Origin of the sequence: Weissella uvarum (genome assembly GCF_016908785.1) — a bacterium.
GTDB classification, from domain to species: Bacteria; Bacillota; Bacilli; order Lactobacillales; family Lactobacillaceae; genus Weissella; species Weissella uvarum.
Window position 1 is genome coordinate 1 of the sequence record NZ_JAFBEO010000005.1, and the last position, 19,901, is coordinate 19,901.

Sequence of the window (19,901 nt, forward strand, 5' to 3'; positions counted from 1 at the left end):
ATTTTATCATTTTTATTTTCTGGCTCATTGGTCAAGCGGTTAAGACTCCGGTTTTTCACACCGGCATCCAGGGTTCGACTCCCTGATGAGCTATTTTATCATTTTTATTTTCTGGCTCATTGGTCAAGCGGTTAAGACTCCGGTTTTTCACACCGGCATCCAGGGTTCGACTCCCTGATGAGCTATTATTTAAAAAGCCTATCTCGTCTGAGCTAGGCTTTTTTTACGCATAAAAATATGTATATAGACACTCCACATTCCATGAGCTCCTATTTTTACACAATTTTCCCACTAATAACTCATTCCCGCTTAGTTTACGGATATTAAAATCATCATAGCTTTCGCAAAACTGCATCATCGATAAATACATTCAGACAATACCAATCATTATCCTAGTTAACTACGTTCATACAGCTTGAATAATTGAACTACTATCGCTATAATAGTTCAATGTACTTGGAGATATGGCAGAGTGGTAATGCAGCGGACTCGAAATCCGCCGAACCGGTGTAGAGCCGGCGCACGGGTTCGAATCCCGTTGTCTCCTTAAAGCATATCCTAAAGTTAATGTCATTATTGCATTCACGTTGGCTTATTCTAGGGGCTGTAGGCTGTTTGTCAGTCAGCAGTCCCTTTATTTTAACCAAAATACAGATTCACCACATTCACTAATAAACTAATACCAAAAAATCCGCCTACTTAAATGTAAGCGGATTTTTTCCACAACAGAACTGACCTGAGGCCTTTCGGGTCAGTTTTTTTATTTCCAAAAATGTAACTAGCGATTGGTTTTTCTAGCCAAACTATGACAACTTATAATATAGAGCGATAATATTTCCGATTTCAGCACCTAAAATACAAGCGCTTAGAAACTTTTACGGTGTTAAAAACACTATATTGCATTGTCCAAAGACTCAATGCTAATCAGCTCCTAACCCTCTTGAAAAGCGCCAACTTAAACTAATGATTTTTTCACAAAAAAGACGTCATTTCCAAATGAAATAACGTCTTTTTACATATTTAATTCTTGGTTGATTCACGTTCAACAAAACCATATGGTAATTCAATTTGACGTTCTTCAAGATCTTCTTGATTCATTAACTTTGTTAATAGTCGCATCGAAACGGCACCCATATCATAGATTGGTTGTGTAATTGACGACATCGCTGGACGAGTAATCTTTACTAATTGAGAATTGTTGCTAGCAATTAATTCAAAATCATCAGGAACTGAAACGCCCAAATCAGTCAAACCATTCAATACCCCGGCAGCCATCTCATCGGTTGAAATAACTGCAGCATCAGCCTTAGCGTCAATTAATTTTTGAGCAAAAGCATATCCCTCATCGTAAGTATAATTACCTTCAAAAATTAAATCAGTATCACTTGAAAGATCATGCTCACTTAAGGCAGCTTGATAACCTTGGAATTTATAATCCTGCTTACTAAATTCAGACAGTGGTCCTGAAATAAATGCAATCCGTTGTCGTCCATGATCCAACAAACGGTTAGTGGCCTGCTTGAAGGCACTTAAGTAATCAATATTCACACTCGCTAAATGCTTTTTAGCATCAAGCGTTCCAGTTAAGACCACTGGCAAATCAATTTCAATCAAATGATTTTCAATTTCCGGTGTGACTTGGTTTCCCATAAAAATAATGCCATCAACTTGCTTACCCAGCAAATTATCAATCAAGTCTTCTTTAATGTCGATTGAATTTGAACTAGATAAAATAATTTGATAATCATACATATGAGCAATATCTTCAATACCTAAAGCTAATTCGGCAAAATATTGATCTGTAATATCCGGAATAATTAAGCCGACCGTCGTCGACTTACGAGATGCCAGACCACGTGCGACTGCATTAGGACGATAGCCTAATTCTTCAATAACTTTTTCTACTTTTTCTTTTGTTGCTGGTTTTACGTTAGCATTTCCATTAACCACACGAGAAACGGTTGCCATCGAAACCTTCGCTTCACGTGCAACATCATAAATTGTAATTGTTTGCTTATCCATAGAAGCGGACTCCTTCTCATTTAATCTGAAAGCGTTACCAACTAAATGATACCATGCTTTCATGATTTTTTCATACGACAAAGACCAATTTTAGCACATTTCCAAATTTTTCTCACGCGTTAAATTGAAAACGTGTACAATAAAACTAAATAACTTAGAAGGGTGACATGTTTATGTACGAAAATATCAAAGAATTACAAACTTGGTTAAACCAACAAGGTGATGATTTAGCCTATATTTCTGATTATCACAGCATTGCGTATCTGACTGGTTTTGAATCTGACCCAATTGAGCGTATTTTAAGTTTAGTGGTCTTTCCACAAACTGATCCGTTCATCTTTGCCCCTGCCTTGGAAGTAGAGGCCGTAAAAGCCACTGGTTGGCCTTTTGACGTCTATGGGTACCAAGATGCCCAGAATCCTTTTGAATTGATTGGAGAGCATATCAAAGCGTCTAGTGACCATTACCATCGCTGGGCTGTTGAGAAAAATGTACTCACCCTCAAGCAAGCTCAAGCACTACAAACAGCAATCCCAGAAGCCATTTTTGCCGACGATGTTAGCCAAACCATTGAGCAAATGCGCTTGATTAAGACACCAGCTGAAATTGAAAAAATGCACCAAGCTGGCGCTGACGCCGATCGTGCTTTCCAATACGGCTTTGATGCATTAGCAACGCACAAAACTGAATTAGCTGTTATGGCAGATCTTGAATACCACCTTAAAACGGATGGTGTAGCGGCAATGTCTTTTGAAACCCTTGTACAGTTCGGTGCACACGCTGCCAATCCACATGGTTCAACTGGCCAAACTCAGCTACAACCTGGTGATTTAGCCTTATTTGATTTGGGGACAGTCTCTGATGGCTATGTTTCTGACAGTACCCGTACTGTTGCCTTTCAAAGTGTCTCTGACCACCAGCGCGATATTTACCAAGTTGTTCTTGAAGCCCAATTAACCGCGCAAGATGCCGTTAAACCAGGAATGACAGCTGGTGAATTAGATCAAATTGCGCGAGACGTCATTACAAAGGCTGGCTATGGCGAATATTTCGTGCATCGGCTTGGTCATGGAATCGGTAGCTCAGTGCATGAATCAATTCAAATTGCACCAAACAATGATCTCGTCCTCCGTCCAGGTATGGCCTTTTCAATTGAACCAGGTATCTATATCCCTGGTGACTTAGGTATTCGTATTGAAGATTCAATTGTCTTAACCGATGAAGGGGCCGATTCATTTACGCATACAACCAAAGAATTACAAATTATCGACTAATAAAAAAGCTAACTTACGAGGTTTCGTAAGTTAGCTTTTTTTAAAACTTTCTGAACCGTTGACGTCGCCGTGATAGCAACTCCTGTGGATCAAGTTTCATTAATCGTTCAATTGTTTGCTCTAGCTTTAGTTGCATTAACCGCATCAGACGACGCTTTGTCCAACCTTCTGGAATAACATAATCAACAATGCCTTCATCCGCCAACTCGTTAGCCGTTAGACCCATCAATCGAGCTGCTTCATCAGACCGCTTACCATCTTTCCATAAAATTGAAGCAAAACCTTCCGGAGATAAGACTGAATACGTTGCATTTTCAAGCATCCAAACTTCATCAGCTGTTGCCAATGCCAAAGCTCCACCAGAACCACCTTCACCATAAATAATCGCGATAACTGGTACCGTTAGCTTCATGCTCTTCAAAATTGACTGTGCAATCGCTTCACCTTGACCATTTTCTTCAGCTTCTTTACCAGGATAGGCACCTGGCGTGTTAATGAAAGTAATAATTGGGCGCCTAAATTTCTCCGCCTGTTCCATCATACGTTGCGCCTTACGATAACCATTTGGAGTTGGCGAACCATTACGCTTAGCCATTTTTTCATCCAAGGTTACCCCTTTATCAATCGCAATCACTGTCACAGGCTGTTCGTTTAGCATCGCAACCCCTGCAATAATGCTTGGATCATCACCATTTAAGCGATCTCCGTGCATTTCAAAAAAGTCCGTAAATAAAGATTGAATAATATAATTTGCAGAGTACCGATCTTCACGAGATTTTGCAACAACTTCAGCTGGATCTAAATCACGCTTAAATAAACTCATAATTAGACCTCACTTTTCTGGTGTAGCTTGAGCAAACGCCCAATCGTATCCGCCAGTTCGTCACGCTTAACAATCGCATCAACAAATCCTTGCTCCATGAGTGACTCAGCCCGTTGGAAATCAGCTGGTAGTTTTTCATGAACCGTTTGTTCGATGACCCGCCGACCCGCAAAACCAATTAAGGCATGGGGTTCCGCTAGCGTTACATCACCATCCATCGCAAATGATGCAGTCACACCACCAGTGGTTGGATCTGTGAGGACGACCAAATAAAACAAACCTGCCTCTTGAAATTGAGCTAATGCTCCAGAAATTTTAGCCATTTGCATCAATGACTGAATTCCTTCTTGCATTCGGGCACCACCAGAAGCCGTGAATAAGACCACTGGAAGTTTATCTTGTAAGCCACGTTCAAATAAGCGAGTGATTTTTTCCCCAACAATCGTTCCAAGTGACCCCATCACGAAGTGACTGTCCATCACACCAATCGCAACTGTTTGACCTTTAACCTTAGCGGTACCAGTCACAACAGCATCACGTAAATGCGTATCATGTTGAGCTTTATGCAACTTCTCAGCATAACCTGGAAAGTCCGGATTTTGTAGTGATAAATCAGCATCCATTTCACGGAATGAATCTTTATCTACGATTTGTTCAAGTCGCTCTTGGGCCGTTAATCGGAACCCATAGCCACAATTGGGACAAACTTTGTTGGGCCCCAACTGTTTTTCATAAAAATGAGTGTGACAATATGGACAATCGACAAAAAGACCATCAGGAACCTTTTTAGCCGCATCAGAAGGTTCATTTTTAAATTGATGTACCGCTCCCATCTGAAGCCTCCTCAAGTTGCTTTTGCCATGCAGGCAAGAAATAATCTTCGATGTAGGTTGTATTGAAATCACCAGAATTAAAATGTTCATCACTTAACAAATCTAATTGGAAATTTCGATTCGTTTCAATCCCATCAATTTCAATTTCGCTCAACATCCGGCGTAGCTTTCGCACAGCAAGATCACGCGTATGGTCTTGTGCAATCACCTTACCAATCATTGCATCATAAAAAGGTTGAATCTTGTCATGATTATAAATTCCCGTATCGATTCGACTACCTAAGCCACCATTTGGCCAATACAGATTAGTAATGGTACCTGTACTTGGTAAGAACCCTTTTTCTGGAACTTCCGCATTAATACGTGCTTCAATAACATGACCATTCATCTTAATATCACTTTGTTGAACTGGCAAATCTTCACCAGCTGCAACCAAAATTTGTAGTCGAATTAAATCAAGATTGACCAACATCTCAGTAACAGGATGTTCAACCTGAATCCGTGTGTTCATTTCCATGAAATAGAAATGACCATCAGTATCTTCTAAGAATTCGATTGTTCCCGTGTTTTCATAATCAATGGCATCAACCGCTTTCTTAGCAATGGCACCTAATTCATCACGTTGGGCTTGTGAAACACCAACTGCTGGTGTCTCTTCAATCAACTTTTGATTCTTACGTTGCAAAGAACAATTACGCTCAGGGAAATAAACCATATGTCCAGCTTGATCACGCATAATTTGCATCTCAATGTGCCGCACATTCGTCATGACTTTTTCAACATAAAGTTGATCATCCCCGAACGCTGCTTGAGCTTCATTTTGTGCATCATTAAATTGTGAAGCAAGTTCATCTTGGTGGTACACAAAACGCATACCTTTACCGCCACCACCAGCAGCCGCTTTCAACAAAATTGGATATCCAACTTCATCAGCGATTGCTTCAACTTCAGCGACGTTCCGTACAAAACCTTCTGAACCAGGAATAACGGGCACACCAGCTTTACGCATAGCTTCCCGCGCTTGGGCTTTATTACCCATTAACGCAATGACATCAGAACTTGGACCAATCCACTTAATTCCTACCGCCGTCACCATTTCAGCAAACATTTCATTTTCTGAAAGGAAGCCATAACCAGGATGAATGGCGTCAGCTCCTGTTAACAAAGCCGCACTTAAGATGTTATTCATATCTAAGTAGCTATCTTGGGTCTTTGGACCACCGATGGCAACTGCTTCGTCAGCCAACTTTACGTGCAAGCTATCCTTATCAGCCGTTGAGTAAACCGCGACAGATTGAATTCCCATTTCCCGGAGCGTGCGAATAATTCTAACCGCAATTTCACCACGGTTAGCAACTAACACTTTTTTAAACATTTTTAGTCTCCAATTGCAAATGTTAATTCAGCCGTTGTCATGCGCTTACCATTAACGTAGGCCGTACCTTTTCCGACACCCATTGGGCCACGGAAGCGTTCAAGCTCAACTTTAAGCTCCATTTGATCACCAGGTTGAACAGGCTTATGGAAGCGAGCCTTTGGTACACTTGCCAAATAAGCCGTCTTACCTTCAAATTCAGGCATTGATAAAATCGCAATTGCGCCAGTTTGTGCAAGTGCTTCAATTTGCATCACACCTGGGAAAATTGGATTTCCTGGAAAATGTCCTTGGAAAACTTCTTCATTTCTTGAAACATTCTTAATCCCTGTAATTGACTTCCCTGGCTCCAAATCAATCACCCGATCTACGAGTAGCATCGGATAACGATGTGGCAGGATTTCTTGAATTTGTGCTGTATCTAATTCCATTACGTTTCCCCCTCACCTTTAATCCGGAATAATCTCAATTAGGTTCATATCATAATCAACCATATCTTCATCCGCAACTAAGATGTTTTTAACCGTACCGGCCACCTCTGTCTTAACTGGTGTCATTAACTTCATCGCTTCAATCAAAGCAACTTGATCCCCTACGTTGACATGATCACCAACTTTAACAAATGGTTCTGCATCAGGATTTGGTCGTAAGTACACGGTTCCAACTAAGGCAGCCTTCACATAAGTTCCGGTTGGTTCAGTTGACTCACCTTCAGTCGCAGGTACTGCAACATTTTGAGCTGTTGCATCCGTTTGAATTGGTGCAACTGGTGCAGCCACTGGCTGTGGCGCGTCATTTTTACTCAAATGTAAGCTATAGTCGCCTTCATTCACTGCAAATTCACGCAATGAACTGGCATCAATTGTTTGAATTAAATCTTTAATTTCATCTAATGTTAATTCCACAACTATTCACTCCACTCTTTAAAGACAACGGCCGCATTATGGCCACCAAAGCCATAATTTGCTGACATCGCATACTTAACTGACTTCTTTTGATCCTCACCAGGCTTAACTAGCTTAACGCTGGCAGTATCTTCACCTTGCTTTGTCAATCCAATATTAGCAGGCATTTCATCACGCAAAATTGAACCAACTGCTGCTAAGGCTTCAACCGCTCCAGCAGCACCTAGCAAATGACCAGTCATACCCTTAGTAGAAGAGACATCAACACCCTTTTCACCAAAGACTGCCGTAATTGCATTTGCTTCGGCCGAATCATTTGCTGGTGTTGCAGTTCCATGGGCATTCAAATAATCAATCTCAGCTGGTTGGATTTGAGCATCCTCCAAAGCCAACTTCATTGATCCAGCAGGTCCTGAACCGTCAGGGGTTGGGGCTGTCAAATGATAAGCATCTGAATTTGCACCATACCCAACAACTTCAGCTAAGATATTAGCGCCACGCGCTTGTGCATGCTCTAGTGATTCAAGAATCAAGATTCCTGAACCTTCACCCATAACGAAACCATTACGGTCTTCATCAAAAGGCATTGAAGCATGCATAGGGTCTTCATTTGTTGACAAAGCTGTCAAAGCGGCGAATCCTGAGATTCCCATCTTTTCAACCGTGGCTTCAGAACCACCAGTAATCATCACATCAGCTAAGCCATTCTTAATCCGTGTATACGCTTCACCAATCGCATTGGTAGCTGAAGCACATGCCGTTGAAAGGACATAGTTGATATTTTGCGCGTTATAACGCATTGAGATATTTCCTGATAGCATATTTGGAATAGCCATTGGCACGAACATTGGGCTAACCCGCTTAGGACCCTTTTCATGCATCTTAATGACTTGTTCTTGGATCGTAATCAAACCACCGATACCATTTCCAAGGATTGCCCCCATTTGTTCGGGCTTTGTATTCTCTTCATTGATACCTGCTTGCTCCAATGCTTCACCCGTAGCATGAACACCATATTGTGAAAATAGGTCCATTTTACGCGCTTCACGCTTACCAACACGTTCAGCAGGATCAAAATCCTTGACTTGACCTGCTACTGAAATACCAGTATCACTTGCATCAAACTTTGTGATTTCACTGATACCAACTTGACCAGCCATTAAATTATCTAAATACGTCTCTGCTGAATTACCAAGTGGTGTCACTGCACCTAAACCAGTGATTACAACTCTTGTCATTTCTATACCTCGATTATTAAAAATTACAGTGCAAGGCCACCATCGACCGTAATCGTCTCACCTGTAATATAGTTATTTTCTACTAAGAATTGTGCTGTTTGCGCAATCTCATCCACATCACCTAAGCGATTCAATGGAATAGCAGCTAAAATTGATTCTTGAACTTTTTCACTCAATGAAAGCGTCATATCAGAAGCAATCATCCCTGGCGCAATCGCATTCACACGCACACCACGCTTAGCCCCTTCTTTAGCGAGAGTCTTGGTCAAACCAATCAAGCCCGCCTTAGAAGCAGAATAGTTAGCTTGCCCCACATTACCGTGCAAACCAACGACTGATGACATATTAATAATCACACCCGTCCGCTTCTTAAGCATATGCTTAAAGATTGGCTGGGTTACATTAAATGTTCCCGTTAGATTTGTATTAACAACCTTAGCAAAATCATCTGCTGACATCCGAATTGACAATGTATCTTTGACAATTCCGGCATTATTAACCAAAACATCAATTTGACCAACTTCTTCAATTAAATCAGCAATGTTTGCTTGAATTGTTTCTGCATCAGCAATGTCACCTAACAATACTTTCGTATCCGCTGGGAATTGATCCATGACGTCTTGACTTGGTTCTGAACGGCCATGCAAAATCACCTTAGCCCCTTGAGCACTAAAGCGCTTAGCAATTGCCAAACCAATACCACGAGTTGAACCAGTTACTAAAACAATCTTATCTGTTAAATCCATCATTACTCCTCATTATTCGATAGTTCTGCGTTCACTTTTTCCAATGATTCAAGATCACTGACTGCGTAACGCTTTACCTCACCAGGAACGATCGCCTTTGCAAATTTTGTTAGGGTCTTATCAGGCCCTAATTCGATGGTTGCATCTAAGCCCGCTTCATTCATCGAGGCGAGAGCACCTGCAAAATGGGTTGGCTTAACAATCTGTTCATTCAAGGTCGCCAAAACGTCCTCAAATGCGGCACTCGTCGTATTTGAATAAACAGGCACCTTGAGTGGCTGAACACTTTCTTGGGCCAAACGCGCTTGTAACTTTTCAGCAGCATTTTGCATGAATGGTGTGTGGAAAGCCCCACTAACCGCCAAAGGCACCACCCGGATACCTTGGTCTTGTAATTGTTGGGCAAACTCATCAACATCAGTTCCCAAACCAGCGATCACCAATTGTTTAGGCGTATTGAAATTAGCGGGGTACAAAGTTGCACCCGCTAACTTCGCCGCCTCAATTTGTTCCAAAATCTTAGCTTGATCATCATCTAAGATAACAATCATTTTACTTTCAACTTCGTCACTAGCTTCTTGCATAAAGCGTCCCCGATCTTTCAAGATGTTAAAACCTTGATCAAACGTAAGCGCTCCGGCAATTGTTAAAGCCGTATACTCACCTAAACTTAGGCCGACTGCCCCAACAACTTGTGCCTTAACTGCATCATCTAAAGCCGCATAAATTCCCATCGACATGGTGTAAATGGCTACCTGCGCATATTGGGTTTGAGCTAATTTAGCATCATCTTCTAAAATCTCTTTTTGAAAATCACAACCCATTAACTCACTGGCACGATCAACCGTTGCACGATAATTAGCATTATTATCATACAAATCACGTCCCATTCCCGCTTTTTGCGCACCTTGCCCACTCAATAGTAAGCCGATTCGCATTACTTGGTCCTCCAAGTTTTATTCAATAGTTCAGATGCTTGAGACCATGTGTTTTCCAAAATTTCTGAAACAGGCTCAATATCATTCACCATCCCAGCAATTTGGCCGGCCATGAAGGCACCATTTTCCTTATCACCATCAACAACAGCACGACGAAGTGAGCCATTTTCTAGCTTTTCAACGGCTGCAGCATCTGGCTTTGGCTTAGTAACTTCCACGCGTTCATTCTTGATGTACTTTTTAGCCATCTTAGTCTTCAAAACACGGGCACGATTTCCCATCAATTCACCTGTGACAACTGTATCGATATCCCGTGCTTTAAGCACAGCATCTTTAAAGTTTTGGTGAATTTCTGATTCTTCAGATGCTAGGAAACGTGTTCCCATTTGGATACCACTGGCACCAAGCATCACTGCCGCGGCCGCACCACGGCCATCTGCAATTCCTCCAGCCGCAATAACTGGAATATTAACAGCATCAACAACTTGTGGTACCAAAGTCATCGTTGCCAAAGAACCAATGTGGCCCCCTGACTCTGATCCTTCAGCAATCACAGCGTCAACACCCTTCTTCTCCATCATTTGGGCCAATCCCACTGATGGTACTACTGGCATAACGGTAATACCATGCTCATGAAGTTCATCCAAATATGGCGAGGGATCACCAGCCCCGGTTGCAACCACTTTGACACCTTCTTCAATGATGACATCGAAGACTTCACGAATGTGTCGTGACATTAACATAACATTCACCCCAAAAGGGCGATCTGTTACTTCACGTGCCCGCTTAATTTCTGCGCGCACTTGATCAGCATGCCAATAACCGGTTCCAATAATTCCAAGACCACCTGCTTCTGAAACGGAACCAGCCAAATGACCCGTTCCAGCCCAAGCCATACCACCTTGAATGATTGGATAGGTCATCCCTAATTTTTCAAAAATAGGGTTATTTAACTGTACGTTCATGTGACCTCCTCACTAATACTAGATTAATTCTTTGCAGCTAGTTGTTCGCTAATCTTGTTAACAAGGTCTTGAACAGTCTTAATGTCTTCTGCAACTTCTAGTTCAATTCCAAATTCGTCTTCAACTCGGTTCAAAACTTCAAACAAGTCCAATGAATCAGCATCGATATCATCTTCAAAGTTTGTTGCTGGCTTTACATCATCGCTTTCAAGATCAAATTGATCCATCAAAATTGCTTGTACCTTGTTAAAAATCTCTTCGTTAGTCATGTTTCTATTCTCCTTTATATCTGTGATTAGCTTTGGCTAATCTTCCTGTAATTTATTATGCATTAAATACACAATACTATTATAACCTATATTTGAATTAAAGTGGCACCAGTCGAAAGACCAGCACCAAACCCAGCCAACATAATTTTTTGGCCGGCATGTAACTGACCCTGTTCAACCAGTTCAGCTAATAAAATTGGAATGCTAGCAGCACTGGTATTTCCATAGCTAGCTACATCCATCGGGAATTTTGTAATGGGTTGATCAAGATGGTTTGCAATACTTTTTACAATCCGCGCATTGGCTTGGTGTAACACAAAGTAATCAACATCATCTAAGCTAACACCTGCAGCGTCAATTGCTTCATTAATAACTTGTGGTACGCGCCGAGTCGCAAATTGATAAACCGCCCGTCCATCCATTTTAAATGGTAAATCAGTTTGTTCGCCAGCTGGATTCCAACGTGTTTGCGCACTAATTTGACCAGCGGTCAGCGCACTCCCCTGTTCACCATAAGAATGGAGAGATTCGCTCAATAAACCAATTTGTTCATCCGACTCAGACATGAGGACGCCACCTGCGCCATCACCAAATAGAACCGCCGTTGAGCGCTCCTCCCAGTCAACCAAACGACTAAGCGTTTCAGCACCAATCACGATGCCATGCTGGTAATGACTACTTAATAACTTGCTGGCCAAACTGAGGGCACTGACAAATCCAGTGCAGGCAACATTAATATCAAAGGCAAAGGCATGGTCCGCTTGAATCCGACTTTGCACTTGTGCCGCAACAGTTGGCGCCAAATTATCTGGTGACATCGTCGCCACAATAATGAAGTCAATTTTCGCGGGTTCAATTGCTGCTTTTTGTAGCAATTGTTCAGCTACAGCAGTTGCTAAATCAGTTGTACTTTGCTCCGTGGTGATATGGCGTTGCCGTATACCGGTCCGACTACTAATCCATTCATCAGAGGTATCCATGATTTCTGCCAAATCATCATTCGTTACAACTTTATCAGGAACAGCCGCAGCAGTTGCCATAATTGAAAATTTTTCCATAATCACTTTTATTTAATAGAATGATTTAGATTATTCAAATATTCTTGGAGGTGCAACACCGCATCTTCAACAACTTGCATATCTGATGCATTTAAAGAATCAACCAAATAATGCGTTAAATGACGATGGAAGGCTTGGTGAGCGCGATACACCACGCGGCCACGATGGGTCAAACCCAAGCGAACCATCCGCCGATCCGATTCAGAACGACGGCGCTCCACATAGCCTTTCTTGACCAACTTATCAATAGCTGTCGTCATTGAACTTGGAGTTAAATGCACAATTTTAGCAACTTCTGAAGCAGTTGACTCCTGATACATCGAAATTGCCGCAATGATATGCATCTCCTTTAAAGAAATGTCTTTAAAGATTGATTCGTGTAAAGATGCTTCTTCAATCCACCCAACATTATTGAACACATCAACAAGGGCATCATTTATTTCTTCAAAAGCATCATCACTAGCAACCATTTCTATTTCTCCATCTTTTATTTTGTTTGTTCAACATCTGAAACAACAAACATCAATTCTGCACTTGTTGCAAGTTGATCATCAACGTAAGTTGCTACCTTAACAGTACCCATCCGCTCACGCATTTTATCAAATTGCACATGGACCTTCATCACATCACCAGGCTTAATCATGCGCTTAAACTTAGCTTTGTCGACCCCAGTCATATAAGCTGTCTTATTTTTGAATTGTGGTGATGATAGAATCAAAATTGAAGCCGCTTGGGCCATCGTTTCAATAATAAACACACCAGGCATCACTGGGTTATGTGGAAAATGGCCTTGGAAATAAGGCTCATTAATCGTCACATTCTTTGTCGCAATTAGTGACTCATCAGGGACAATCTCATCAACATAATCAATATATAAAATCGGATAACGATTTGGAATGATATCCATGACTTCAGTCGTATTCAATGCAACCATTATCTAACTCCTTCTATTTTATTTCGAACCTCGAAACATTCGATAATCAAATGTTATAAATTTTTAGTCCGATTGTCAAACAAAAAATTTAAATCACACATTTTTAGTAAGCAAAAAAGCCCGCCACCATAACGATGAACGAGCTTTTATTAATTTTAAAATTATTTCTTTAAATCAGCTAACCCAGCCTTATCTGCCGCAGCTAATCCCTGTTGCTTAGCGCTAGATAGAGCTTCCTTACCAGATTCAGCTAAACCAGCTTCATCAGGTAATTGATCTACTTTAGCCTTAACCTTGTCGCCAGTTGCTTCAGCAACATCAGCAGCTGCATTAGCAGTATTTTGTGCTGCTGCCTTTGCTTCTGCTTCAATTTCATCCAAATTGTCGAGGTTCACAACAATGGTATCTTCAGCGTCCTCTTTTTTGGCTTGTGCGTTTTGGCGCGCTGATTCAGCTGAATCTTGCGCCTTGTCCCACATTTCACTTGAACGAGCTTGCACTTTTTGTGCTGCAGAACTTGCTTTATCTTTCAACATTGCCGCTTGGTCTTCTAGACCAGCCTTAGCAATTAAATCATTGACTGCGTATTGTGCATCTACAGCGCGTAACTTAATCTCATCACCAAGCTTACCAACTTCGTTTTGAATTTCAGCTTGTTGCTTTTGATCCAAACGCTTATAGACCACATAACCAGTTGCCGCAATCGCACCACCAGCTAATAAACTCTTAAATACATTATGACTCATAATTATACCTCAGTATTATTTGTTGTTTGGCTTTGCGCCGTTGTTGTTGTGCTTGCAGCCTTTTTGTCTTTACGGTTTTTTCTGAAATTGTTTACCGTTGAAAAAGCTTTAGCGCCTGCTTTAGCACCCTTGGCACCACCCTTTGCATTTGCTTTTTGCGTCAAATTCTTAGTAGCTGCATTCAAGTCAGAAACAGAAACCCCCAAATCAGCAACAGCTTGCACCGCCGGGTCTAACTTTCCAACCTTATTATTCACATCATCAAGTAATGAATTGGCATTTACCATTAATTCATCAGCTTCACGAGCGATAATATCCGCATCTACTAGGACATTCTTTAACGGACGTGTAATCCGAAAGACCAAAAAACTAATTGATCCAAGCAATAATAAAATGGCAATGGCCACGATTAACCAAGCTAAACCACCTAATGTCATATGAACCTCCACATAAACTACTTAATATGTTTTCATTGTACCTGTTTAACCGCTTACTTTCAATCAAAGGAACCATCTTTATGATAATTCAATATGAAATTCAAAGGTGAAACATATTTTTATTGATTTGCTAAATCAGTGACCAATTTTTCAAACTCGTTTAAACGCTTTTCAAACGTTGCAAATGTCTCCTTCAAGTAATCAGGTTGCGTCATATCAACACCAGCCGCCTGCATCACTTCAATTGGATAATCAGATGAACCCGCTTTTAGATATTGCTTATAACGCGCAACCGCTGGTGCACCTTCTGTAATGATTTGATCAGCCAAAGCCGTTGCTGCCGCAAAGCCAGTACTATATTGGAAAACATAGAAATTGTAATAGAAATGTGGAATACGCTCCCATTCGTGCGCAATTTCGGGATCAAAAGTCAAAGCATCACCATAATAGTGACGATTTAATTCACCATACTTAGTATTCAATACGTCGGCTGTTAAAGGTACCCCATTTGCATCTTGCTGGTGCATCCATTGTTCAAACTCAGCAAACTGAGTTTGTCTAAAGACAGTCCCTTTCACGCCATCAAGATATTGATTTAAAATATAAGCGCGCAAAGCAGGGTCTTCAACTTGCTTTAATAGATAATCTGTTAATAAATTCTCATTCGTCGTTGAAGCAATTTCCGCTAAGAAAATTGGATAATCTCCATATTGATAAGGTTGATTTTGACGAGTCAAATAACTATGCACGCTATGTCCCATTTCATGTACTAACGTGTATAAATTATTTAAGTTGTCTACCCAATTAAGTAGCATGAACGGATTCGTGTCATAAGCACCCCCTGAGTACGCTCCTGAACGCTTACCTTGATTTTCGACCACATCAATCCAGCGTGAATCGAAAGCTTTGTTCACAATATCTAAGTAATCATTACCCAATGGGGCTAATGCCTCTAAGGCTTCAGCCTTGGCTGATTCAAAATCGATTGCGTAATCAGGCTCACCCAAAATTGGCGTATACAGATCATATGAATGTAATTCATCTAACCCCAAGAGTTGCTTCCGTAGTGCCACATATCGTTGCAAAAGTGGTAAAGCCCGATTCACTTCTGTTACCAACGTATCATACACTGACTCTGGAACATGATTTTGCGCTAACGCTGCTTGACGGGCACTATCATAATGGTGGGCTTTGGCCATATAATTATGCCCTTTAACGTGACTCGACAAAGTTGAAGCAAAAGTATTTTCTAAATCAATATATGCCTTATAAAAAGTCTGAAAAGTGTTCCTGCGAACCGTTGGATCAGTTGATTCTAACAAACGGGCGTAAACGCCATTAGAGAGTTGCTCAGTTTCCCCCGCTTCATTTTTTACCGTTCCAAACTTAATATCTGCATTATCAAGAACACTAAAGGTTTTTTCTGAGGCACCAAAAACATCCCCGGCTGCAGCCAAAAGGGCCTCTTGTTCTGCAGGTAAAACATGGCCTTTTTTAGTTAGAATTTCATCTAAGTAGTGATCATAGTCATGTAACTCAGGTGTCTGCTTTTTAAATTCGGCTAGTTGTTCATCTGATAAACTCAAGACAGCCGGATCAAAGAATGTAATCGCACTGGCAACTTGTGCTGCCAAGCTTTGGGCTTGATCGAACATCCCTTGATAGCGATTATTGGCAGTATCCTGATCATTTTTCATTGACGCATAGACATAAACTGTTTCCAAATCACGCATCAAGCCCAAGCCATATTGCAAGGCTTGTAACAAGCTATCCCCTGAATCTAGCACATGTTTTGCAAAATAATCGGCCATTTGCACGCGCTCAGAAACGTCGTCAAAAGCTTCCTGCCAAGCAGCATCGGTTGGATAAATTGTAGATAAATCCCATGTTTGCGAGGTTGGTACCTCATCTCGTTTTGGTAATTCCTTTGCCATAACTGTTACCTCTTTTTCTATTAATGTCAACTGGCGAAGCTGAATGCTTTTACATCAATTATTGCTGACTAAAGCCCATTTACTCGCCTGTTGCCTAATCACACCTTGCATTTGCCAGCATTCTAAAATGGCCGTCAGGACCAACTGACACCACTGATTGTGACTAAAATATACTGATTGATGCCATGGTAACACATATAAAGCTTGGTACAAAAGTTGATTTGATTGAGGCCCTCGTTTCAATCTTAAATAGAGGACATATAATACATACCAATATGGTTGCTTAGGTCCAATCGGGTAATAAACCTGTGGCACACAACAATCCGGTAACTGACGTAAGTTTCCTTCCTGCTGATAAATTTGGCACTGTAAATCATAGTATGGTGCTTGTCGTTTAATGATGCCTCTTTGAATCAGATACCGTAATCGAGCCGAATTCCATAACCTTTGTTGTGACCGCACAAGTGGGTGCACACCATCAAAAAACATTTTAACTGGATGATTGCTTTGCCAATACCATACAAATAGGCTTACGCCATCAAATTGTAAGAAAGCGTACGGAATCTCTTTCAAATAATTTCGTCTTAGAAGCCACATGCACTTAATCTGGGCTTTTTGATACCCGATGCAACGCGTCTTTAAAGTTTCAAAATTCAATTTAGCACATTGTAGTTCAACTGCAATCAACTGTTGATTAGGTAAAAAAATGAGAATATCTGGTCGTTGCTGTAAATCTGTTACATAAATTTCTAATTCGACATGTTCAAAATAGTGTTTGAAAAATTCAAACACTGCCCGTTTACCATCCCGATGTTCTATCGTTTCCACGTAAACCCTCTCTCACAAAATAGAAATTCTTTCATTAAGTCGGCTCTACAGTGCTACCTCTTTAAAGACGAAAAAAGATGGCTTTCATTTATGAAAGCCATCTTGCTTAGTTAAAATATTGATTAAGTTGTGCCAGTGCGGATTGTTCAAAAATGACTTGCCCGTGTTCAGCTAAAACATCTGCGTCAATTGGACTTAGCTTACCGTATTCCAAAGCCACACTCAAAATATTTTGTCGATCAGCTCGACTCAAATCATCTTGAAAAATCAGCTTCAAATAATAGGCATCCGCTTGTTTGTACAAAACTGAATCTTGAATACCTTGGCTCACCACCTGTGCTAATGCCAACACATCTTCAAAATTTTTCAACTTTAAGAACACATACTCGGGCATATCTTCATGATCAGGATTAACTTCTTGATCACTCAAACGCGTTAATCGATCAGATACGCGATTGGCTGGTTCTGAATCTTCCTCTGTTGCATCCGTTGCTAATAGTTTGTTGAGTAATTCCTTCGTCATGGCATCATCATTATCACCTTCAACAACATCTTGTCCATCAGTTCCTTCAGACGTAACTGATTTTACCAAAGCATCCATCGTATCTGGATCTGGCATATGATTTGAGATGAAAACTTCTAACCCATTCCGACTTGGGATGACCTGGAACGATACCGCACCATCACTATTTTTCAAAAAGTCATAATCTACATTGGCTTCTTCTAAAATGCCATAAAAGAATTGTTCAGTCTCTTCCTGGTTGCCCATCAAATCGGTGATTGAAACCCCGCGATCATCTAAATCACGCTTTGTGATGAGCACGCGAATCGTATCATCATTTATACGTTCAAATTCCATGTTAAATTGGGCTCCCTTCTTAATTAATTTATAACAGCATATTATAGCAAACTCTGCTAAAAAATAAAGACTGTTAACTTACTTTTTTAAAGTTGTTTTGTTAGTGCAACCGGTGAATAACTACTATTTCGATTGCCATAACGGTTTCCGTAATCTTCATAACGTTGAAGTGGACTTTGGTTATCTGCTTGCCAAATTGTATAGTATTCGCGCATCGTCCAAGTAGTTAGGATAGCAAGTTGATTCCAATCGTCGGTACGTTGTAATAATTCACTATTCACTAATCCAGGTGTCCCAACGAAGGCATCATCTTGATATTGACTCCACTGTTTAACAAATGTACCACGTTCAGATTCAGGCAAAGTGAAAAATGCAAAGTGCACCCAGCCGCGGATTTCATCCGTTTGTTTCTGTTGATCTAAAACTTGGTAACTAACTGGACTTGAAAATGGTGCTTGCTCGTCATGTGTCTGTTCAAGTAATTGAAAATTGCTTTGATCTTGATCGTCAGAAACCATCATAATCACTTGGTCAGGATGCTCTGCTCGAATTTGTTGTAATACTTTTTGACTTCCAAAAGTCGTATGTAAAAATGTTGACATATCTCGCTCCTTTGTATGGCATCGTTTACGGCTATTATAGGCTATTTTTACCAAAAGCCCAATCTTTTATCATCAACTCATGATGGTTATTACCATCAAACCAATTGAAATGGCATTATTCAAAAAATGTAACCCCATCGCATATTGGATTTGATGCGTGTGTTTATAGACATATGCCAGAATCAAGCCCAATAAACTATATTGCAAAAAGTCAAAGATATTAAACGCTGAATAAACATGAAAATAGCCAAATAACCCAGCTGAAATAAAGACGTTTAACCACCATGCACTATTCTTAAAGAAATAATTCAACACTACGCCACGGAAAATAAGTTCTTCAACCACAGGGGCGACCACAACAGCCAAGATGATCGTAAAAGTCAGTCCAAAAGTACCTTGATGGGCCAATTGTTCAATCATCTGTTGATTCTTAGCTTGTGGTACTTGCCCAGTTAAGCCTAAACGCACTAACGTTAAAGCCATCGTCCCTAGGATAATTAGCGCATATCCGTAAAAAATCCACATGATCTTACTTACTTGAGGCCGGTGTAAGCCAACTTTAGGATTCACACGTCGGATTGCATAGAGTAAGACGGCTACGGCAATGGTCATAAAAATCAGCACAACGATAACCATACATAAAGTTGCAACCCACCCATTTTGTGGAAAATGAAATGCTAAAGCTAATCCCCGACTGGCACTAACACCAAAAACTTGAATAGCAAAGTCTAAAACTACTCCAATTATGAGCCAAAAAAAGCCTTGAAAAGCATAATCAATCGTTTTGAGTTTCGTCTGCATGGTTAGTTTGCTCCTTTTTTTGCTTTGCTAGTTGTAAACGAACCACCAATTGTGACATTAAATACGTAAATAAGATGACCGCAACAATGAACACAATGATTGACACCCAAACGGGCCAATTATAAATTTTACTGAGCATTGATAAACCCACAAAACTCAACAATGTCACAGTACAAAATAACGCATAAATTAATCCGCGCATGCTTGTTCCTCGATTTCCAGTAATTTCTCTGAATCTAAACTACTAATAGTTTATTTTACTATAAATATTTTAACAGAACGTTAAATTATAAGCTAAAAAAGGCAATTTTTTC

Annotated in this window: 23 protein-coding genes and 3 tRNA genes; 4 read left to right on the plus strand and 22 right to left on the minus strand. The window is 40.6% G+C overall.

Annotation, left to right across the window (positions count from 1 at the left end; all coding sequences use genetic code 11):
- The first annotated feature begins 21 nt into the window (after nucleotides 1-21).
- The 3 genes from JOC36_RS06350 to JOC36_RS06360 all read left to right on the plus strand — a co-directional run bounded on the left by JOC36_RS06350 (nucleotide 22) and on the right by JOC36_RS06360 (nucleotide 547).
- Nucleotides 22-93 (plus strand) — tRNA-Glu (locus JOC36_RS06350).
- Between the two features lie 20 nt (nucleotides 94-113).
- A tRNA-Glu gene (locus JOC36_RS06355) sits at nucleotides 114-185 on the plus strand.
- Between the two features lie 273 nt (nucleotides 186-458).
- Nucleotides 459-547, plus strand: a tRNA-Ser gene (locus JOC36_RS06360).
- Nucleotides 548-1,020: 473 nt separating this feature from the next.
- Here the strand turns inward: JOC36_RS06360 and ccpA are convergent.
- Nucleotides 1,021-2,022, minus strand: a complete 1,002-nt coding sequence (gene ccpA, locus JOC36_RS06365) for a catabolite control protein A (protein ID WP_205145669.1) — start codon at nucleotides 2,020-2,022, stop codon at nucleotides 1,021-1,023.
- Nucleotides 2,023-2,195: 173 nt separating this feature from the next.
- On the opposite strand from ccpA, the gene JOC36_RS06370 reads away from it, so the two are divergent.
- A complete protein-coding gene (locus tag JOC36_RS06370) occupies nucleotides 2,196-3,296 on the plus strand; it encodes a M24 family metallopeptidase (RefSeq protein ID WP_205145670.1) in 1,101 nt (366 codons plus the stop codon).
- A gap of 40 nt (nucleotides 3,297-3,336) precedes the next feature.
- Here the strand turns inward: JOC36_RS06370 and accA are convergent, their stop codons facing one another.
- The 21 genes from accA to JOC36_RS06475 all read right to left on the minus strand — a co-directional run bounded on the left by accA (nucleotide 3,337) and on the right by JOC36_RS06475 (nucleotide 19,789).
- Nucleotides 3,337-4,119, minus strand: coding sequence for an acetyl-CoA carboxylase carboxyltransferase subunit alpha (gene accA / locus JOC36_RS08780; protein ID WP_205145671.1), 783 nt, complete (start codon nucleotides 4,117-4,119; stop codon nucleotides 3,337-3,339).
- A 2-nt stretch (nucleotides 4,120-4,121) separates the two neighbouring features.
- On the minus strand, nucleotides 4,122-4,952 hold the full coding sequence (gene accD, locus JOC36_RS08785) for an acetyl-CoA carboxylase, carboxyltransferase subunit beta (protein ID WP_205145672.1): 831 nt from the start codon (nucleotides 4,950-4,952) through the stop codon (nucleotides 4,122-4,124).
- The gene (locus JOC36_RS06385) at nucleotides 4,930-6,327 is read right to left on the minus strand and encodes an acetyl-CoA carboxylase biotin carboxylase subunit (protein ID WP_205145673.1); all 1,398 of its coding nucleotides are present in this window, start codon (nucleotides 6,325-6,327) and stop codon (nucleotides 4,930-4,932) included. Before JOC36_RS06385 ends, accD begins: the two co-directional genes overlap by 23 nt.
- Before the next feature lie 2 nt (nucleotides 6,328-6,329).
- Entirely contained in the window at nucleotides 6,330-6,758 is a 429-nt protein-coding gene (fabZ, locus tag JOC36_RS06390) for a 3-hydroxyacyl-ACP dehydratase FabZ (RefSeq protein WP_205145674.1), read from the minus strand.
- A gap of 18 nt (nucleotides 6,759-6,776) precedes the next feature.
- Nucleotides 6,777-7,232 carry an acetyl-CoA carboxylase biotin carboxyl carrier protein gene (gene accB, locus JOC36_RS06395; protein ID WP_205145675.1) on the minus strand — a complete coding sequence of 152 codons (456 nt, stop codon included), beginning with the start codon at nucleotides 7,230-7,232 and terminating at the stop codon, nucleotides 6,777-6,779.
- Between the two features lie 2 nt (nucleotides 7,233-7,234).
- Nucleotides 7,235-8,470, minus strand: coding sequence for a beta-ketoacyl-ACP synthase II (fabF, locus tag JOC36_RS06400; protein WP_205145676.1), 1,236 nt, complete (start codon nucleotides 8,468-8,470; stop codon nucleotides 7,235-7,237).
- Between the two features lie 23 nt (nucleotides 8,471-8,493).
- Nucleotides 8,494-9,216, minus strand: coding sequence for a 3-oxoacyl-ACP reductase family protein (locus JOC36_RS06405; protein WP_205145677.1), 723 nt, complete (start codon nucleotides 9,214-9,216; stop codon nucleotides 8,494-8,496).
- A gap of 2 nt (nucleotides 9,217-9,218) precedes the next feature.
- The gene (locus tag JOC36_RS06410) at nucleotides 9,219-10,154 is read right to left on the minus strand and encodes an ACP S-malonyltransferase (protein WP_205145678.1); all 936 of its coding nucleotides are present in this window, start codon (nucleotides 10,152-10,154) and stop codon (nucleotides 9,219-9,221) included.
- On the minus strand, nucleotides 10,154-11,119 hold the full coding sequence (locus JOC36_RS06415) for a DUF561 domain-containing protein (protein WP_205145679.1): 966 nt from the start codon (nucleotides 11,117-11,119) through the stop codon (nucleotides 10,154-10,156). The genes JOC36_RS06410 and JOC36_RS06415 overlap by 1 nt, the downstream gene beginning before the upstream one ends.
- Nucleotides 11,120-11,142: 23 nt before the next feature.
- A complete protein-coding gene (locus tag JOC36_RS06420) occupies nucleotides 11,143-11,388 on the minus strand; it encodes an acyl carrier protein (RefSeq protein WP_205145680.1) in 246 nt (81 codons plus the stop codon).
- 86 nt (nucleotides 11,389-11,474) lie between these two features.
- Nucleotides 11,475-12,446 (minus strand): beta-ketoacyl-ACP synthase III, encoded by a 972-nt coding sequence (locus tag JOC36_RS06425; protein ID WP_205145681.1) that lies wholly within the window; start codon nucleotides 12,444-12,446, stop codon nucleotides 11,475-11,477.
- Between the two features lie 8 nt (nucleotides 12,447-12,454).
- Nucleotides 12,455-12,916, minus strand: coding sequence for a MarR family winged helix-turn-helix transcriptional regulator (locus JOC36_RS06430; protein WP_205145682.1), 462 nt, complete (start codon nucleotides 12,914-12,916; stop codon nucleotides 12,455-12,457).
- 17 nt (nucleotides 12,917-12,933) lie between these two features.
- Entirely contained in the window at nucleotides 12,934-13,380 is a 447-nt protein-coding gene (gene fabZ / locus JOC36_RS06435; protein WP_205145683.1) for a 3-hydroxyacyl-ACP dehydratase FabZ, read from the minus strand.
- 161 nt (nucleotides 13,381-13,541) lie between these two features.
- Entirely contained in the window at nucleotides 13,542-14,126 is a 585-nt protein-coding gene (locus tag JOC36_RS06440) for a hypothetical protein (protein WP_205145684.1), read from the minus strand.
- Between the two features lie 2 nt (nucleotides 14,127-14,128).
- The gene (locus JOC36_RS06445; RefSeq protein ID WP_205145685.1) at nucleotides 14,129-14,563 is read right to left on the minus strand and encodes a DUF948 domain-containing protein; all 435 of its coding nucleotides are present in this window, start codon (nucleotides 14,561-14,563) and stop codon (nucleotides 14,129-14,131) included.
- Nucleotides 14,564-14,682: 119 nt separating this feature from the next.
- Nucleotides 14,683-16,497, minus strand: coding sequence for an oligoendopeptidase F (gene pepF, locus JOC36_RS06450; RefSeq protein WP_205145686.1), 1,815 nt, complete (start codon nucleotides 16,495-16,497; stop codon nucleotides 14,683-14,685).
- A gap of 54 nt (nucleotides 16,498-16,551) precedes the next feature.
- Nucleotides 16,552-17,325, minus strand: a complete 774-nt coding sequence (locus JOC36_RS06455; protein WP_205145687.1) for a competence protein CoiA family protein — start codon at nucleotides 17,323-17,325, stop codon at nucleotides 16,552-16,554.
- A 106-nt stretch (nucleotides 17,326-17,431) separates the two neighbouring features.
- Nucleotides 17,432-18,184: an adaptor protein MecA gene (locus tag JOC36_RS06460; RefSeq protein WP_205145688.1), complete on the minus strand. Its 753-nt coding sequence runs from the start codon at nucleotides 18,182-18,184 to the stop codon at nucleotides 17,432-17,434.
- Between the two features lie 86 nt (nucleotides 18,185-18,270).
- On the minus strand, nucleotides 18,271-18,786 hold the full coding sequence (locus tag JOC36_RS06465; protein ID WP_205145689.1) for a hypothetical protein: 516 nt from the start codon (nucleotides 18,784-18,786) through the stop codon (nucleotides 18,271-18,273).
- A 72-nt stretch (nucleotides 18,787-18,858) separates the two neighbouring features.
- Nucleotides 18,859-19,587: a CPBP family intramembrane glutamic endopeptidase gene (locus JOC36_RS06470; protein ID WP_205145690.1), complete on the minus strand. Its 729-nt coding sequence runs from the start codon at nucleotides 19,585-19,587 to the stop codon at nucleotides 18,859-18,861.
- Complete coding sequence (locus JOC36_RS06475; protein WP_205145691.1) at nucleotides 19,562-19,789, minus strand: hypothetical protein; 228 nt, start codon at nucleotides 19,787-19,789, stop codon at nucleotides 19,562-19,564. Before JOC36_RS06475 ends, JOC36_RS06470 begins: the two co-directional genes overlap by 26 nt.
- Nucleotides 19,790-19,901 lie beyond the last annotated feature (112 nt).

Excerpts from the sequence above, each read along its gene's own strand:
- JOC36_RS06420 (WP_205145680.1), bottom strand. The coding sequence starts at position 11,388 with ATGACTAACGAAGAGATTTTTAACAAGGTACAAGCAATTTTGATGGAT.
- JOC36_RS06385 (WP_205145673.1), bottom strand. The coding sequence starts at position 6,327 with ATGTTTAAAAAAGTGTTAGTTGCTAACCGTGGTGAAATTGCGGTTAGA.
- JOC36_RS06465 (WP_205145689.1), bottom strand. The coding sequence starts at position 18,786 with ATGTCAACATTTTTACATACGACTTTTGGAAGTCAAAAAGTATTACAA.
- JOC36_RS06410 (WP_205145678.1), bottom strand. The coding sequence starts at position 10,154 with ATGCGAATCGGCTTACTATTGAGTGGGCAAGGTGCGCAAAAAGCGGGA.
- JOC36_RS06475 (WP_205145691.1), bottom strand. The coding sequence starts at position 19,789 with ATGCGCGGATTAATTTATGCGTTATTTTGTACTGTGACATTGTTGAGT.
- JOC36_RS06405 (WP_205145677.1), bottom strand. The coding sequence starts at position 9,216 with ATGGATTTAACAGATAAGATTGTTTTAGTAACTGGTTCAACTCGTGGT.
- accD (WP_205145672.1), bottom strand. The coding sequence starts at position 4,952 with ATGGGAGCGGTACATCAATTTAAAAATGAACCTTCTGATGCGGCTAAA.
- JOC36_RS06425 (WP_205145681.1), bottom strand. The coding sequence starts at position 12,446 with ATGGAAAAATTTTCAATTATGGCAACTGCTGCGGCTGTTCCTGATAAA.
- JOC36_RS06470 (WP_205145690.1), bottom strand. The coding sequence starts at position 19,587 with ATGCAGACGAAACTCAAAACGATTGATTATGCTTTTCAAGGCTTTTTT.
- fabZ (WP_205145683.1), bottom strand. The coding sequence starts at position 13,380 with ATGGTTGCATTGAATACGACTGAAGTCATGGATATCATTCCAAATCGT.
- ccpA (WP_205145669.1), bottom strand. The coding sequence starts at position 2,022 with ATGGATAAGCAAACAATTACAATTTATGATGTTGCACGTGAAGCGAAG.
- fabZ (WP_205145674.1), bottom strand. The coding sequence starts at position 6,758 with ATGGAATTAGATACAGCACAAATTCAAGAAATCCTGCCACATCGTTAT.
- JOC36_RS06415 (WP_205145679.1), bottom strand. The coding sequence starts at position 11,119 with ATGAACGTACAGTTAAATAACCCTATTTTTGAAAAATTAGGGATGACC.
- pepF (WP_205145686.1), bottom strand. The coding sequence starts at position 16,497 with ATGGCAAAGGAATTACCAAAACGAGATGAGGTACCAACCTCGCAAACA.
- JOC36_RS06440 (WP_205145684.1), bottom strand. The coding sequence starts at position 14,126 with ATGAGTCATAATGTATTTAAGAGTTTATTAGCTGGTGGTGCGATTGCG.
- accA (WP_205145671.1), bottom strand. The coding sequence starts at position 4,119 with ATGAGTTTATTTAAGCGTGATTTAGATCCAGCTGAAGTTGTTGCAAAA.
- JOC36_RS06370 (WP_205145670.1), top strand. The coding sequence starts at position 2,196 with ATGTACGAAAATATCAAAGAATTACAAACTTGGTTAAACCAACAAGGT.
- JOC36_RS06445 (WP_205145685.1), bottom strand. The coding sequence starts at position 14,563 with ATGACATTAGGTGGTTTAGCTTGGTTAATCGTGGCCATTGCCATTTTA.
- fabF (WP_205145676.1), bottom strand. The coding sequence starts at position 8,470 with ATGACAAGAGTTGTAATCACTGGTTTAGGTGCAGTGACACCACTTGGT.
- JOC36_RS06460 (WP_205145688.1), bottom strand. The coding sequence starts at position 18,184 with ATGGAATTTGAACGTATAAATGATGATACGATTCGCGTGCTCATCACA.
- JOC36_RS06430 (WP_205145682.1), bottom strand. The coding sequence starts at position 12,916 with ATGGTTGCTAGTGATGATGCTTTTGAAGAAATAAATGATGCCCTTGTT.